Source organism: Streptomyces nigra, assembly GCF_003074055.1.
GTDB lineage: Bacteria > Actinomycetota > Actinomycetes > Streptomycetales > Streptomycetaceae > Streptomyces > Streptomyces nigra.
Genome location: NZ_CP029043.1, coordinates 4,412,308 through 4,428,419, shown reverse-complemented (window position 1 = coordinate 4,428,419; position 16,112 = coordinate 4,412,308). Strand labels below are relative to the sequence as shown.

12 protein-coding genes are annotated in these 16,112 nt (G+C 66.2%); 8 read left to right on the top strand and 4 right to left on the bottom strand.

Annotated elements, in window-relative coordinates; all coding sequences use genetic code 11:
* Positions 1–30 precede the first annotated feature (30 nt).
* A complete protein-coding gene (locus DC008_RS20610) occupies positions 31–687 on the top strand; it encodes an SDR family oxidoreductase (protein ID WP_108708240.1) in 657 nt (218 codons plus the stop codon).
* 20 nt (positions 688–707) lie between these two features.
* Here the strand turns inward: DC008_RS20610 and DC008_RS36025 are convergent, their stop codons facing one another.
* The gene (locus tag DC008_RS36025) at positions 708–920 is read right to left on the bottom strand and encodes a hypothetical protein (RefSeq protein ID WP_079033677.1); all 213 of its coding nucleotides are present in this window, start codon (positions 918–920) and stop codon (positions 708–710) included.
* Positions 921–1,460: 540 nt separating this feature from the next.
* On the opposite strand from DC008_RS36025, the gene DC008_RS20600 reads away from it, so the two are divergent.
* From DC008_RS20600 to DC008_RS20570, 5 genes are all read left to right on the top strand, one after another.
* Complete coding sequence (locus DC008_RS20600; protein WP_108708239.1) at positions 1,461–1,790, top strand: trypco2 family protein; 330 nt, start codon at positions 1,461–1,463, stop codon at positions 1,788–1,790.
* 46 nt (positions 1,791–1,836) lie between these two features.
* Positions 1,837–3,753 carry a S1 family peptidase gene (locus DC008_RS20595; RefSeq protein WP_108708238.1) on the top strand — a complete coding sequence of 639 codons (1,917 nt, stop codon included), beginning with the start codon at positions 1,837–1,839 and terminating at the stop codon, positions 3,751–3,753.
* Entirely contained in the window at positions 3,750–5,690 is a 1,941-nt protein-coding gene (locus DC008_RS20590) for a tetratricopeptide repeat protein (protein ID WP_164492338.1), read from the top strand. The genes DC008_RS20595 and DC008_RS20590 overlap by 4 nt, the downstream gene beginning before the upstream one ends.
* Positions 5,691–6,120: 430 nt before the next feature.
* Positions 6,121–6,450 (top strand): trypco2 family protein, encoded by a 330-nt coding sequence (locus DC008_RS20575; RefSeq protein ID WP_108708237.1) that lies wholly within the window; start codon positions 6,121–6,123, stop codon positions 6,448–6,450.
* A gap of 45 nt (positions 6,451–6,495) precedes the next feature.
* Positions 6,496–9,798 carry a tetratricopeptide repeat protein gene (locus DC008_RS20570; protein ID WP_244221387.1) on the top strand — a complete coding sequence of 1,101 codons (3,303 nt, stop codon included), beginning with the start codon at positions 6,496–6,498 and terminating at the stop codon, positions 9,796–9,798.
* 176 nt (positions 9,799–9,974) lie between these two features.
* On the opposite strand, the gene DC008_RS20565 is transcribed toward DC008_RS20570, so the two are convergent.
* The 3 genes from DC008_RS20565 to DC008_RS20555 all read right to left on the bottom strand — a co-directional run bounded on the left by DC008_RS20565 (position 9,975) and on the right by DC008_RS20555 (position 13,765).
* A complete protein-coding gene (locus DC008_RS20565; protein WP_244221386.1) occupies positions 9,975–11,276 on the bottom strand; it encodes a NaeI family type II restriction endonuclease in 1,302 nt (433 codons plus the stop codon).
* Positions 11,277–11,354: 78 nt separating this feature from the next.
* Positions 11,355–12,443, bottom strand: a complete 1,089-nt coding sequence (locus tag DC008_RS20560; RefSeq protein ID WP_108708236.1) for a DNA cytosine methyltransferase — start codon at positions 12,441–12,443, stop codon at positions 11,355–11,357.
* A gap of 113 nt (positions 12,444–12,556) precedes the next feature.
* Positions 12,557–13,765: an MrcB family domain-containing protein gene (locus DC008_RS20555; protein ID WP_244221385.1), complete on the bottom strand. Its 1,209-nt coding sequence runs from the start codon at positions 13,763–13,765 to the stop codon at positions 12,557–12,559.
* A gap of 580 nt (positions 13,766–14,345) precedes the next feature.
* Here DC008_RS20555 and DC008_RS20550 point away from each other — a divergent pair.
* Both DC008_RS20550 and DC008_RS35255 read left to right on the top strand, forming a co-directional pair.
* Complete coding sequence (locus DC008_RS20550; protein ID WP_164492337.1) at positions 14,346–14,909, top strand: DUF4365 domain-containing protein; 564 nt, start codon at positions 14,346–14,348, stop codon at positions 14,907–14,909.
* The gene (locus DC008_RS35255; RefSeq protein WP_123954018.1) at positions 14,906–16,099 is read left to right on the top strand and encodes a hypothetical protein; all 1,194 of its coding nucleotides are present in this window, start codon (positions 14,906–14,908) and stop codon (positions 16,097–16,099) included. The genes DC008_RS20550 and DC008_RS35255 overlap by 4 nt, the downstream gene beginning before the upstream one ends.
* Positions 16,100–16,112 lie beyond the last annotated feature (13 nt).

Genomic DNA, 16,112 nt, shown 5'->3' with positions numbered 1-16,112 from the left:
ACGGGGTCGTCCGGGCGTACGGTCGAAGGCATGCGCATTGTCATCGCTGGTGGTCATGGTCAGATCGCGCTGCGGCTGGAGCGGTTGCTCTCCGCGCGCGGTGACGAGGTAGCGGGGATCATCCGCAAGCCCGAACAGAGCGACGATCTGCGGGCGGCCGGTGCCGAACCCGTGGTGCTGGACCTGGAGTCGGCGTCGGTCGAGGAGGTCGCGAAGCATCTCGAGGGCGCCGACGCGGCGGTGTTCGCGGCCGGCGCGGGCCCGGGCAGCGGGCCCGAACGCAAGGACACGGTCGACAAGGGCGCGGCGGTCCTCTTCGCGGACGCGGCGGTCCGGGCGGGCGTACGCCGCTTCCTGGTCGTCTCCTCGATGGGCGCCGACCCGGCGCACGAGGGCGACGAGATCTTCGACGTCTACCTGCGCGCGAAGGGCGCGGCCGACGAGTACGTCCGCTCCCAGAAGGCCCTGGACTCGACGATCCTGCGGCCCGGCATGCTGACGGACGACGCCGGGACCGGCCTGGTCCGCCTGGAGGCCCGCACCGGCCGCGGCTCGATCCCCCGGGACGATGTGGCCGCCGTTCTCGCGGAGTTGCTCGACACCCCGGCGACGGCGGGCCTGACACTCGAACTGATCAGCGGCTCCACTCCCGTGCCGGTGGCCGTCAGGTCCGTGGCGGGCAACTGAGACACGTCCTGCGGTGCCGCTCAGAACAACGGCAACTGCCCGGGGAAGTCGGGCACGACGTACCCGTCCAAGGCGGGCTGAGCGGCACCGAGTTGTGTCTGCCTCCGGGACCCGGGGCACGACACGAGCTCCCCGCTCTGCCGCGCGCCGGGCGGATCGTGCCGTGCGAACCGCCCGCCGACGACGGCGATCTCTCGACGGCATTCGGGACAGCGTCTGCGAGGCGTGGCCATGGGGCCAGTGTGCCCCGCCACAGGGTCCCCGGGAACGCGACGGCGTCCCCGGTGCCTGGCCGAATCCCCGGGAGCGCGATGGTGCCCCGGCACCTCGCCGGACTCCGCGAACGCGATGGTCCCGGCAACCCGACAGTCCCCCGGGAACGCGAAAACCCCTCCGCGCTACGTTTCCGTAGTACGGAGGGGTTTTCCTCAGCGTGGCGGCGCCAGGATTCGAACCTGGGAAGGCTGAGCCGGCAGATTTACAGCGGGCTGGCCCCCTTCGGCCTGATCAGGGCTTTTTCTCGTTCCTGGACCCGATGGGGGACGCCTGGGGGCCGCCGAGGTGTACCACCCCAAGCAATTGAGGGGCGTGCTATCCCAACCTGGGCGCCGTCTGTACGGCATCACCTGCACGTCGTACTCCGTTTCGGTGACGGGTGGAACCGATGCGGTGGGATGGTGGTCCCTCTACGACGTGCAACCCCCTGCGGAGCGTGGTGCGACGGTACTGCCGTGGGCGCTGTAGGGGCCCGTTGGATGGGAGGGCAGGGCAGCATGGAGATTGAGCTGGCGGATGCGGTGGCAGCGTTGCGGGATGAGCTGTTGGAAGCCGCGGCGAGGGGTGCGGGGCAGAACCTTGCCTTCCAAGTCGGTCCGGTGGAACTGGAGTTCGCGGTGGAGTTGCGAGCGGATGCCAAGGTCAAGGCGGGGTTCAAGGCATGGGTGGTGTCCGCGGATGCGGAGGCCGGGATAGCGCGGGGCCGTACGCATCGGGTGAAGATCGCCTTGACCCCTAAGAAACCCGGCGGCGGGGATCTCCTCGTTCACGGCAGTCCTGAACGGCAGCAGGGCCCGGGGAGTGTCGAAGACCGGATCGAGGACTGACCTCATCCCGGGCCCGAGGCTCGGCGTGAGATGTATCGGGGCGGGGATGAATCGCGAACGTGTGGTGGCCGTCGACGGCCACAGCGGGCCAGGCTCGGGATATGTGATCAGTGACCGCGTGGTGCTGACCTCTGCTCACGTCGTCCCGGCCCGGGATGGGGCAGTGAGTTTCTTCCGGCCGGGCCGGAAGGAAAGTTACACGGCCAAGGTGGTGTGGCGCGGCACGCCGGGCGGCCGGGATGATGCCGCCCTGCTCCTGGTCGACGACCCGGCCTGGCAACCGCTCACGAGTCCGGCGGTGAAATGGGGCCGACTGGTCACCAGCCGGCCGGGAACGACCTGCCAGACCGTGGGCGTCCCGAACATGATCCAGCGGCCCGACAGACCGGTGGAGTTGTGGCAGGCCACCGGCACGGTCAACCCCGTCACCGGCAGGGTCGACAACCGGCACGTCGTCACGGTTGCCGAGCACCCGCCTCAGTCCACGGATGAGAGCCCGTGGGGTGGCCTGTCCGGGGCGGCTGTCTTCTGCGGTGACCTACTCACTGGCGTGATCGCTGCCGACCTGGCCGGACTGGCCCATGCCGGCTTGCACGCCGTTCCGCTGTACGTGCTGCTGCACATCCCTGCCTTCCGAGCCACCCTGTCCCAGCACGCGCCGGAGGCAGGCACGGGGATAGAGGCGGTGGAGTGGCAGGGGCTGGCGGATGTCAGCGACACCCGCAACGTAACTGCTTTCCATGCGGTTTCCTCTCCCGCGACGCTGCTGAAGGCGCGGCGGGCGGTCGTCCCCTTCCGTGGACGCGACGAGCTGCTTACCCAACTGCGTGCGTGGGCTGGTCTGCCGGGTTTCGGGGCGTGGCTGATCCACGGCCCGGGCGGGGAGGGCAAGACCCGCCTCGCCCACCACTTCGCCACCCTGCTCGCCGATCAAAGCGGGTGGGCGGTGCTGTGGCTGCGCGCCGACGCTCCGGCCAGCTCATTGGATGTAGTGGCATTGGCCGCCGCGCCTGTGTTGATTGTCGTGGACTACGCCGAGACCCGCACCGCCCAGCTCACCGACCTCTGCCAGGCCCTGGCCCGGCACGGCATCGGCATGGGCGTCGGCACACCGGTGAAAGTGCTGTTGCTGTCCCGTACCGCGGGAGACTGGTGGCAGACCCTGCAAGCCAAGACCCCAGCGGCCGAAGAACTGCTGGACGGCACGCCCGTCACACAGCTGAAGGTCCTGGAACGCGAGCTCGGAGACCGGCTGGACGCCTACCGGGAGGCGGCCATCAGCTTCGCCGGACAACTCCCCTACGTCCAAGGCTGGCAACATCACGACTGGCCAGCACTGGCCAACCAGCTCACCGACAGCATCTCAGCGGCTGCGCTGGAACAGGTGGGCATGAGCACGGCTCTGACCCTGCACATGACCGCCCTGGCCGACCTCCTAGATGCCGTCCGGCCAGCCGATGCCACATCAAGTCCCGGATACGTACGGGATGTGGAAGACCGGCTGTTGCGCCACGAATGGCGCTATTGGGAACACTCCGCCGTCGCTCGCGAGCTTCATCCCGCGCTGACCATGGACACCCTCACTCACGCCTTGGCTGCCGCATTCCTGCTGGGCGCTCCCGACCATCAACAAGCCGACAAGCTTCTCGCCAAGGTTCCCGGACTGTCGGATCAAAGCGAGGACCGTCGCAGCAGCGTGCACCGCTGGATCACCGGGCTGTATCCACCGGCCCCTGGCGGTGTGTGGGACAGTCTCCGGCCGGATCGACTTGCCGAACGCTTCACCGGACGCCACCTGCTGGCCCACCCCCGCCTGCCCGACAGGATCCTGCCCGGAGCTACCGAAGCCCAAGTCCGACAGCTTTTGACCATGTCCACCCGGGCCGCCACCCACCCACCCCTGCGCCGCCCACTTGCCCCCTGCTCACCGAACTGTGCCTTCGCCACCCTGACTCCCTGGTGACAGCAGCAATCGAGGTCGCCACCCAGACCGAAACCCCAACACCGCTTCTTCACGCCCTGATCCGGATCACCGATGCTCCCGACACCACCCTCGACACCCTGCAGCAACTCTCGAACCGGCTCCCGCACACGAGCCACAACCTCGCCGAGACAGCCGCCCACCTCGCTCAGCGACTCACCGACCACCACCGCGCCCTGGCCTCTACCGATCCCGACGCCTTCCTGCCCAACCTCGCCACGAGCCTGAACAACCTCTCCGTCCGGCTGGGAGAGCTGGGACGGCATGCGGATGCACTGACCGCCATCGAGGAAGCCGTCACCGTCCGCCGGGAACTGGCTGCGGCGCGTCCCGACGCCTTCCTGCCCAACCTCGCCACGAGCCTGAACAACCTCTCCGTCCGGCTGGGAGAGCTGGGACGGCATGCGGATGCACTGACCGCCATCGAGGAAGCCGTCACCGTCTACCGCCAGCTGGCCGCGGCGCATCCCGACGCCTTCCTGCCCAACCTCGCCACGAGCCTGAACAACCTCTCCGTCGATCTGGGAAAGCTGGGACGGCATGCGGATGCCCTGACCGCCATCGAGGAAGCCGTCACCGTCTACCGCCAGCTGGCCGCGGCGCGTCCCGACGCCTTCCTGCCCAACCTCGCCACGAGCCTGAACAACCTCTCCGTCCGGCTGGGAGAGCTGGGACGGCATGCGGATGCACTGACCGCCATCGAGGAAGCCGTCACCGTCTACCGCCAGCTGGCCGCGGCGCATCCCGACGCCTTCCTGCCCGACCTCGCCATGAGCCTGAACAACCTCTCCGTCGGTCTGGGAAAGCTGGGACGGCATGAGGATGCACTGACCGCCATCGAGGAAGCCCTCACCGTCTACCGCCAGCTGGCCGCGGCGCGTCCCGACGCCTTCCTGCCCGACCTCGCCATGAGCCTGAACAACACATCCATCCGGCTGGGAGAGCTGGGACGGCATGCGGATGCACTGACCGCCATCGAGGAAGCCGTCACCGTCTACCGCCAGCTGGCCGCGGCGCATCCCGACGCCTTCCTGCCCAACCTCGCCATGAGCCTGAACAACCTCTCCGTCGGTCTGGGAAAGCTGGGACGGCATGCGGATGCCCTGACCGCCATCGAGGAAGCCGTCACCGTCTACCGCCAGCTGGCCGCGGCGCATCCCGACGCCTTCCTGCCCGACCTCGCCATGAGCCTGAACAACCTCTCTGTCGGTCTGGGAAAGCTGGGACGGCATGCGGATGCCCTGACCGCCATCGAGGAAGCCGTCACCGTCCGCCGGGAACAGGCCGCGGCGCGTCCCGACGCCTTCCTGCCCGACCTCGCCGGCAGCCTGAACAACCTCTCCAATCGGCTGGGAGAGCTGGGACGGCATGAGGATGCACTGACCGCCATCGAGGAAGCCGTCACCGTCTACCGCCAGCTGGCCGCGGCGCATCCCGACGCCTTCCTGCCCGACCTCGCCGGCAGCCTGAACAACCTCTCCAATCGGCTGGGAGAGCTGGGACGGCATGAGGATGCACTGACCGCCATCGAGGAAGCCGTCACCGTCCGCCGGGAACTGGCCGCGGCGCGTCCCGACGCCTTCCTGCCCGACCTCGCCGGCAGCCTGAACAACCTCTCCAATCGGCTGGGAGAGCTGGGACGGCATGAGGATGCACTGACCGCCATCGAGGAAGCCGTCACCGTCTACCGCCAGCTGGCTGCGGCGCGTCCCGACGCCTTCCTGCCCGAGCTCGCCGGCAGCCTGAACAACCTCTCCGTCCGGCTGGGAGAGCTGGGACGGCATGAGGATGCACTGACCGCCATCGAGGAAGCCGTCACCGTCCGCCGGGAACTGGCTGCGGCGCGTCCCGCTGCACATCAGGCGGCCCTCGAACAGTCCCTGCGAGTTCTGTCCTGGCTGCAGGACGGCAAACAGTAAGCACTCCAGCATCCCGGGACAGCCAGCAGCGCTCTCCGGGTCGCTCAGCCACTGCCCCATCGCCCCGTGGCAGTCACGCGCGCCAGGTAGGCCTCGACGACGGCCCTCACCCTCGACAAAGACGCCCCGCCCAAGCGCCCCAGCAGACTTACAGCGGGCCGGCCCCGTTCGGCCTGAGCAGGTCTTCTTCTCGCTCTTGGCCCCACTGGGGGACATCTGGGGTCCGGTGCCCCGCCCTAAGCGATAGAGCGCAGCCCGTACTGCCTTGCGTGCAGTCTGTGCTGCATCGCTTGCAGTTCCTTGTCCGTTTGGGTGACGGGTGGAACTGATGCGGTGGGATGGTTGTCCCTCTACGTGTGTAATGCCCTGCGGGGCGCGACGCGACGGTTTGGCCGTTGGTGCCTAGTCGCTTGAACAGGGGCGTGGTCGTATGGAGATTGAGCTGGCGGATGCGGTGGCGGCGTTACGGGATGAGCTGTTGGAGGCCGCGGCGCGGGGTGCGGGGCCGGATCTGGCTTTCCAAGTCGGTCCCGTGGAAATGGAGTTCGCGGTCGAGTTGCGGGCTGACGCGAAGGTGAAGGCTGGATTCAAGGCTTGGGTGGTGTCCGCAGAAGCGGAGGCCGGGCTGGCGCGGGGCCGTACACACCGGGTGAAGATTGCCTTGACACCGAAGAAGCTGGGGGGTGGAGATCTGTTAATTCATGGCAGTCCGGACCGGCAGCAGGGCCCGGGAAATGTCGAAGCCAGGATCGAGGACTGACATCGTCCTGGGCTTGGCCTTGGCGTGGGGAGTATCGGGGCGGGGATGGATCGCGAACGCGTGGTGGCTGTCGACGGTGCCGGCGGGCAGGGCTCGGGCTATGTGATCAGTGATCATTTGGTGCTGACCTCAGCTCACGTTGTCCCGGCCCTGGGTGGGTCGGTGAAGTTCTTCCAGCCGGGCTGGCCGGTGCGGTACGCGGCAAGAGTGGTGTGGCGAGGAACTCCGGGCGGCCGGGACGATGCCGCCTTGCTCCTGATCGACGATCCGGCCTGGCAACCGCTCAAGAGTTCAGGGGTGCGTTGGGGCCGGCTGATCACCAGCCGGCCGGGAGCAGTATGCCAGGCCGTGGGAGTGCCGAACATGGTCCAGCGGCCCGACAAGCCGGTGGAGTTGTGGCAGGCCACCGGAACGATCAATCCCGTCAGCGGCCGTGTCGACAACCGCCACGTCGTCACCCTCGGCGAGCACCCGCCCCAGTCCACGGACGGGAGCCCGTGGGGTGGCCTGTCCGGCGCAGCTGTCTTCTGCGGGGACCTGCTCACCGGAGTGATCGCTGCCGACCTGGCCGGACTGGCCCACGCCGGCCTGCATGCCGTGCCTTTGTACGTGCTGTTTCACGATCAGACCTTCCGCGGCACCTTGACCCTGCACGCCCCGGAGACAGGCACCGGGATGGAGCCGGTTGAGTGGCAAGGGCTGGCGGACCACACCGACACGCTCCGTGCCACCAGCTCCCGTACGGTTTCATCGCCGGCAGCTCTGCTGAGGGCCCGGCGGGCGGTCGTCCCCTTCCGCGGACGCGAGGAGCTGCTCACCCAGCTGCACGCGTGGGCCAGCCTGCCGGGCTTCGGAGCATGGCTTATCCACGGCCCGGGCGGGCAGGGCAAGACCCGCCTCGCCCACCATTTCGCCACCCTGCTCACCCGGCAGAAGCCGTGGGCCGTCCTGTGGCTGCGCGCCGACGCCGCAGACGGCTCCCTGGACGTGGTGGCCGCAGCGACCGCGCCTGCACTGATCGTTGTGGATTACGCCGAGACCCGCACCAGCCAGCTCACCGACCTCTGCCAGGCCCTGGCCCGAGACGGCATCGGCACGGGCGCCGGCACTGCGGTGAAAGTGCTGCTGCTGGCCCGTACCGCGGGCGACTGGTGGCAGACCCTCCAAGACAAGACCCCGGCAGCCGAAGAGCTGCTGGACGGCACGCCCGTCACGCATCTGGGTGCCCTGGAATCGAAGTCTGGGAACCGACTGGACGGCTACCGGGAGGCCGCCGACAGCTTCGCCGGGCACCTCCCCTTCGTCCAGGGCTGGCACCACCACGACTGGCCAGCCCTGGCCCACCAGCTCACCGAAAACGTCTCAGCAGCCGCCATCAACAGAGAAGGCATGAGCACGGCGCTGACCCTGCACATGACCGCCCTGGCCGACCTCCTCGACACCGCCCAACCACCTCATACCACGGCAGGTCCCGCACCGGCCGCAGGTGTAGAAGACCGACTGCTGCGCCACGAACGGCGCTACTGGGAGAACTCCGCTGTCGCACGCGCCCTTCATCCGGCGCTCACCATGGACACCCTCATTCACGCCCTGGCTGCCGCGTTCCTACTCGGAGCGCCCGACCGGCAACAAGCCAACGAACTGCTCGCCAAGGTCCCTGGACTGTCGGATCAGAGCGAGGACCGCCGCAACAACGTGCACTACTGGATCACCGCGCTGTATCCCCCAGCTGATGACAGCGTGTGGGACAGCCTCCGGCCGGACCGGCTCGCCGAACGCTTCACCGGCCGCCACCTGCTGGCCCACCCCAACCTGCCCGACCGCCTCCTACCCGCCGCTACCGAGGCCCAGGCCCGACAGCTGCTGACCGTGTCCACGCGGGCGGCAACCCACCCATCCCTGCGCGGCGCTCTTGCACCCCTGCTCACCGAGCTGTGTCTTCGCCACCCAGACACCCTGGTGCCAGCAGCAATCGACGTCGCCACCCAGACCGAAACCCCCACACCACTTCTGCATGCCCTGACCCGGATTGCCGATGCCCCCGACACCACCCTCGACACCCTGCGGCAACTCACCGCCCGGCTCCCGGACGCGAGCCACAACCTGGCCGAGACAGCCGCCCACCTCGCTCAGCAACTCGCAGACCGCTACCGCGCCCTGGCTGCGGCGCGTCCCGACGCTTTTCTGCGCGTCCTCGCCATGAGCCTGAACAACCTCTCCATCCGGCTGAGTGGACTGGGGCGGCATGAGGAAGCGCTGGCCGCCATCGAGGAAGCCGTCACCATCCGCCGGGAACTGGCCGTAGCGCGTCCCGACGACTTCCTGCCCAACCTCGCCTCGAGCCTGAACAACCTCTCCGCCCTGCTGGGACGGCTGGGGCGGCATGAGGAAGCGCTGGCAGCCGTCGAGGAAGCCGTCACCGCCTACCGCCAGCTGGCTGCGGCGCGTCGCGACGACTTCCTGCCCAACCTCGCCACGAGCCTGAACAACCTCTCCATCCTGCTGGGAGGGCTGGGGCGGCATGAGGAAGCGCTGGCAGCCATCGAGGAAGCCGTCACCATCCGCCGCCAGCTGGCTGCAGCGCGTCCCGACGACTTCCTGCCCGACCTCGCCGACACTCTGAACAACCTTTCCGTCCGGCTGGGGGAGCTGGGGCGGCGCGAGGAAGCGCTGGCCGCCATCGAGGAAGCCCTCACCGCCTACCGCCAGCTGGCTGCAGCGCGTCCCGACGCCTTCCTGCCCGACCTCGCCACGAGCCTGAACAACCTCTCCGTCCGGCTGGGAGGGCTGGGGCGGCGTGAGGAAGCGCTGGCAGCCGTCGAGGAAGCGGTCACCATCCGCCGCCAGCTGGCTGCAGCGCGTCCCGACGCCTTCCTACCCAACCTCGCCACGAGCCTGAACAACCTCTCCGTCCGGCTGGGAGGGCTGGGGCGGCATGAGGAAGCGCTGGCAGCCGTCGAGGAAGCCGTCACCGCCTACCGCCAGCTGGCTGCGGCGCGTCCCGACGCCTTCCTACCCAACCTCGCCTCGAGCCTGAACAACCTCGGCAGCCTGCTGGGGGAGCTGGGGCGGCATGAGGAAGCGCTGGCCGTCATCGAGGAAGCCGTCACCGCCTACCGCCAGCTGGCCGTAGCGCGTCCCGACGCCTTCCTACTCAACCTCGCCGGCAGTCTGAACAACCTTTCCATCCTGCTGGGGGAGCTGGGGCGGCGTGAGGAAGCGCTGGCCGCCGTCGAGGAAGCCATCAGTATCCGCCGGAAACTGGCCGCAGCGCGCCCTGCTGTCCATCAGGCTGCCCTCGAACACTCCCTGCAACTTCTGTCCTGGCTGCTGGAGGGTCAAAAGTAGGCACCCAATCGCGGCACAACCAGCCGTGCTCTTCCCGCTGCTCAACCACCGCCCCATCGCCGGGCGGAAATCACGCGCGCCAGGTGGACCCGTACCCAACAGCCGCAGTTCGCAACGGCGGGGACGGCGACGCCCTCACTTTCAGCAAAGCGTTCTGTCCAAGGGCCTTGGCAGACTTACTGCGGGCCACTTCCACCGTCGGCGACCTGCGGCTTTCCATATACCAGTCGCTGCTGAGGGAGACCTGGGGGCCCAGAGTCGAGCAACGTGAAACCGGGCCCGAAGCGGTGCACCCAAAGGCTCTCGCGGCCATCAGGTAGGTCGGGTGCTGGAACGGGAGGCACCTGCTTTTCCCCGTAAGAACGGGCCCAGAACTGGCCGTCCAGAGAGAACTTCGGTCGGTCATCGTCAGATGAAACAGGAACGAGGCGGGTGGAGATCCACTCACCCTTGGTCGGTTCCGGCAACCCGAGCGCACGGGCGACGTGTGGGTGTGATCCTTGGTGGCCCAGAACGACAATGCCCTCCGGGCGCAGCTTTATCCGGGCGTCGCGGGCACGCTTCGGCGCGTCGTCCTGCTGGCCGACGGTCAACACGGCCTGACGGCCAATGAGCCGGTCTTGCACATCGCGGAACAACTGGTTCACACGCTGCTGCCCCGACGAGGATCGGCGGCCCGGCAGTCGGGCAGTGAGAATCCGCTCGCGTGTTGCGGGATCCAGGTGGCGGAGCAGGTTCGTCGGCAAATCCCTCTGGAGCCCACCCCAGAGCCAGTAGACCTCGGACTTGGCGCTGTCGGAGAGCTTGCGCTTGTTGTCTCGGTTGTAGGCGCGGACGAGGTCGCCGTTTGCACCCGGCGCTCTCTTCCAACGCAGGCGCTCGTCGGTGATCCGCACTATGCCAGCGGCCCACCGGCTCGTGTCGTCGTCAATCCAGGTGACGACTGCAGCATGGTCGGCACGGCCACTCCGCTCGCCGTGGTCGGCGCACAGATACATCTCCATCGGGATCTCCCAACCACCGAGATCCTTCGAGAACTTGCAGTCGATGTCGACGCCGGCAATGGACCAGTCGAGGTCTGCGCCGTTGTCGATGGCGAACTCCTTGGTGAGGTTCACCTCGACGGCCGTGCCGAGATATGTCTTCTCGGTTTTCGTCAGGTGCTGGTACGCCCAGCGCCCCGTCCGCTGGCCATCGAGCAACTCGTCCAGGGAGTCGCGGAGCGCCCATCGGAAGCGCTCCCGCGCCTCCGGTTGGCTGTAGAACCACTCCACGAACGGCGCGAGGTCATCGGGGACGGGTTGCCTGAGACCGGACCCGATCCGCCACTCACGCGGCACCCTGCTCATGGGCTCGGTCGGGAGATCCCAAGTGCGGTATGAATTGCGGCGCGAGTGCCTCGCCGCCAACGCACGCGAATCCTGCATGCCAACCTGAGCAGCGTCCTCAGGCAACCACAGACCCTCTTGTATCGTCACGTGCTGAAGTCTGACAGCAGACAGTCAGCCGGGTTCGACGAACCCTCCTCGACGGGTTTCGAGGAGGATGCACAAGCGTCAGGCCCGGACGAGCACCTCGTCGTCAGCCGCAGACCGGGCCTGCACCGGCAGTCGGTGCCACCGCTCAAGCTTCGCCAGCAGGTCCTCACTCGGAGCAGACCAGCCGAAGGCGGCACTCAGTACATGCATCGCCAGGCGTGGCGGAACGGCGTTCCCGATCTGTTGCCCGATGTCGCGACCGGACCATGGGTAGTCGGCAGGAAAGGTCTGCAGACGTCCCGCTTCGGAATGATTGAACCGATCTAGTTCAGCCCCGTCGAGGGAGACGACACGGTTTCGGCGGATCTTGCCGGTCACGGTGGCAGAGGGCTGGGATGAGGTCCTGCGCCCACGCAGCTTCGGGTCGCCACCCGTTCCGTAGTTCGAGATGACTTCGAAGGGCGTTCCTCGCTCGATCACGTCGCCCATGGTGCGCCACGGCTCCTTCGACGGATCGCCAGCATCTCGTGGAACCCCCTTGCGGTAGGTCCTATGAGTAGCGGCGGGCAGCTTCACGTCGTGCTCCCCCCGGCGCGCGACCAGTACGGCCCGCTTCCGCGTCTGCGGAACGCCGTAGGCCTCCGTGAGTAGGAGTCCGAAGTCAACCGAGTAGCCCTCGTTCTGGAGGGCTCGGGCGTACGCCTCCCACACCGGGAGCACCGCCGGCACCTGCTCCAGGACGATGGCCTCGTAGGGCTTCTTCTGTACGTCGATGGCTTCCAAGATCCATCGGAGGGGTTCCAGTACGAGGCCGGTCCGCTCGTCATCCAGGTTCGCGAGATCGCTAGCGATCTGTTTGCGGTCGACGCGAGCAGTCATGCGGTCGACGAATTTGAGCACGTCATCCAGAGCCTTACGGCCCGCACCGCTGCCTGCGACCGTAAAGGTCTGGCACGGCGGCCCGCCGGCCAGCACGTCTGCCTCTGGGAAATCAGCCGGACCGTACTGTCGCACGTCGCCCTGGACTGTGCCCAGGCCAGCAGCGCGACGGGTCTCGCAGGCGTCGGCATCCCATTCAACGCCGACAGTGGGCACTCCCAATTTCTCCGCGGCCACGTCCACGCCACCAGGTCCGGCGAACAAGTCGACGATCTTGACTGGCTGCACGCGATCTCCAGAGCCTCAGGGTGGCGGTCGAACGGCCGCACTTTGCGGTGCAGCGCTGTGCGAGCGTACCTGTGACCACTGACAACCAAGTGCTGCGCGACTCTCCCGCGCTCTTACGGGATCACGGACTCGTTCGGCTCGGCGCTTCGAGACCCGCTCGCGAGAACGTTCATGGCGCTCTGGACGCGCTGGCTCACTTCCCCGTCACCCACTGCGGTGCGATACGCGTAAGAGATCACGGTCAGGTCCTCGTCCGCGATCTCCCAAGGCGACGTGCAGTGAAGCACTCCGCCTGAGGCGACCGGTTCTGCCGCGGTGCGATCGAGGACGATGGAGTGGACGACAACCAACGCATTTGCCGGGTAGTACCGCCTCTGTTTCTCCACCTCGGCCTTGGTCAGGATGACATCGTGGCCGGCCGAGGTCGTTCCCTTGACCTCCACGCGCAAAACGTCCTCGCCCCGCTTCAACTCAAGGTCGAAGGACTCCCGATTGCCGACGTCCTTAACGTTCCAGCCCTGCGCCTCGAAGTACGCCGTCGCCGCAGCCACGCTGTGCCTCTCGATCGCGCTCCGCTCCCCTGCGGTGAGTCGGAAGCCCTGGCCGGACCGCATGGGACGCGCGGCCCTGCGGGTGCGTCGCCCCGCCGCGATGGCAGCAGTGCGCTCGGCTTCCAGCACCTCGGGAGCCGGGTCGCCCGGGATGTGCGGGGCCAAGCGCTCAGCTTCATAGATTGTGCAAAGCAAGCCGAGCATGAACCGCAGATCGTCGATCAGAACGGCCTGCGAAGGCAGCGCATCGCGGGAGTACTCGAAGGCGAGTACATTCCCCGGTCCATAGCCGCGGCCAAGCGGACGGGTTGCATCGAGCTGGATCTCATCATGGAGTTCTCGCCGACCAGCTACCTGGTCGGCGAGGATCGGACGGGCCCACCCAACCCGAGCCCTGAGGTCCTCGGCCTTACGCGCCTTGAAGTCGCCCCCGTTCCACACGGTCGTCCCTTGGTTAAGGGACAGGTAGACGCGGTCACCCCCCGCGCTGAACAGGTAGACCACATACCAACCAGTCGTGGCCCTCGGCGACTGCTCACGACCGAAGACGCGGACCCACGGGATCTCAGTCTTGAGCCCCGTCGCGTCCCGTCCCTCAACACCCAGGTTGTCGTGTGGTGTGCCAAGGGCGTCCGCCAGGGCAGGCCCATGCGTCCGAAGAAACTCGGGGAGCTCTTGCCTGATGACGACGCCCCGCGCCTTCATCTCCTCTGTGTTCGCGGCCGTCCACGATGGCTGAAGCTCAAGGACCTTGCTCAGAAGATCATTCACGCGCCGCAGCGTAGACCTGTCCTCTGACAACGCAGCTCCACCTGCACGGGGCGACTCTGGGGTCGGTCGCCCGCGTGCACTGGTCGCAGCTTCGCAGCTCGCGCCACTGCGGATCGATCGCCTGCCGCTATCGACCGCCGCAAACTCACCTCACCACGACGGTTCTCAAGACCGTTCGGTTTCGCGAAGTCGAATAGGCTCTGACCTGCCAGTTCGCTACGTCGAGCCGTACCATCCCTCCGATGCTGGCCAGAGGATGGCCGGACGGCCCTCAGCACAAGCGTCCACCCCGAGGCCCCGAAGCCGCCGTCATCCACGTCAACGACTACACGATGATCGAAGGCGCACCCCACCGGATCAGCGAGCAGGGCGCGCCGTCTCGCACACCGACCCGAACATCCAACCGTGTGCCTTCTGTCAGCCAGGCAGCGAGTTGGGCATCAAGGTGAGCTGATCAGCGTCGTTGCAAGTTATCCACAGGCTCGCAGTGAGACTGTGTTGATGCCCCAACCCACAACTTCTAGTGTGACGCACGCCACTCATGTCAAACTGTCAGCCAGTCAACGGCTGGGGGGCACGGGTGACAGCTTCAAAGGTTGAGTGGGACGGCCAGTTCCTCGCTCTGGACGACGGCGTCCCATATGGCTCTCTGCATTCCGCAGAGTGCAAGCAGCAATTCAGCCTGGCATACACACACGCCATTACGACTGCCGCCAGGTGCACAATTTCTGACCTAAAGGTCGATGTTGAGCGGATCGATTTCACGGTACGCCAGAGCGCCCGACACAAGAAGTACAGTTCGTCCCAGGTCGACATTCAGCTGAAGTGCACGGCACAAGATCTGGAGCATAAAGGCAGGCTGCGATGGAGGCTTAGCCGCGATCATTACGACTGGCTGCGTGACGTAGAAACATATAACCATAAAATTCTGGTCGTCGTCACAGTTCCTAAACTACTGGATGAGTGGCTTGAAACGAAAGACGATCACCTTCTACTCAGAAAGAAGGCGTATTGGGTCTGCCTAGAAGGCATGGGAGAAATTGAGGCGGATTCAACCTACGTCGACCTGCCGAAAGATCAGACATTCGACGTGGTACAGTTGCTGAACATTTTGCATCGAGTTGGGAACGGAGAGCGGCCGTGAGTATCACTCATAGTGAAGGGGCCCGCCCTTACGATCCTATCCGAGATCTCAGCCCCCAAGCGATTGAGGACTTCCTCCGTACCGTTGGTTGGACTCGCGAGGATTACCGAGAGGGCGTCAATAGCTTCTGGGTAAACGCAGCAGAAGGTGCAAGCCTCATGCTGCCTTATAACGCCCGCTTTCGCGACTTTAATACGCGGCTAAACGATGCATTGCGCACCATTTCCGAGGTGCACAATGTAAAAGGCGAAGCTTTGGCGCTGGAGATCGCGAGCGCCAGAAGCGACATTCTTCTGCTTCGCGCGGATCAGACAACGATCGATGGATCTATTCCGCTGACGGAGGCGCAAAGCCTGATCAATGGGGCGAGCCAGATGATTCTGGCTGCGGCTTGTAGTGCCATCAACCCCCGCCCGACCCATCCACCCCGGAAGCCAGACGCGGCTAAGGAGTTCCTGGCCGAGGAGGTTCGCATGGGTCACACTCTCCGAGGCAGTTTCGTCATAACAATTCTGGCGCGGCACGATAGTGCGGTTCGAGAAGAACTGCCTGGACCGACTCTTGATGCCGGAAACCCATCTGCAGACCGCATCGATGTACGAGCCTCGGAAGCGCCCGAAGGAGTAATTGAGTCCTATACGCGTCGCGTGATGTCGACGTTGGCCTCAGGACTTCAGGCCGCTAATGAGCTACTGCAAGATGAGCCACAGATCTCACAATCTGAGGCAGTCGAGCAAGGGGCAAGTGCACAGTTGCTTGAGTCGATTGGGCGCATGGGGTCTTGGGAAGGCATCAATTCCCTCGACATGTCCTTTCGCTGGTCCCCGTCACATCCAAGTCCTCCCGCGGAAACGCCGAACCGGGTGGTCCTACCGCGGGAGCAAGCGGAGAGAGCTACATTTGTTGGGAAAAACCTTCGCAGCCAGCCAAGCGTTTTGCATGAAAGCGTCGTAGGCCACGTTATTCGGCTTGAACGAGCCGAAGGCAAGGACGATGGAATTGCGGTAATTGACGGTGTACTGGGAAAGTCTCGCCGCCGCGTCAGAGTTCAGCTGAGTGGAGATTTCTACCGTCTGGCAATTAGGGCCCACGATCAACGAGCACCCGTTGTAGCAGTGGGCACCGTTACTCTTGAACGCCGCGCATGGTGGATCAACCGAGCGGAAGAATTCCGCCTGGCACTACAGTGAAGTCGCGCGTGAG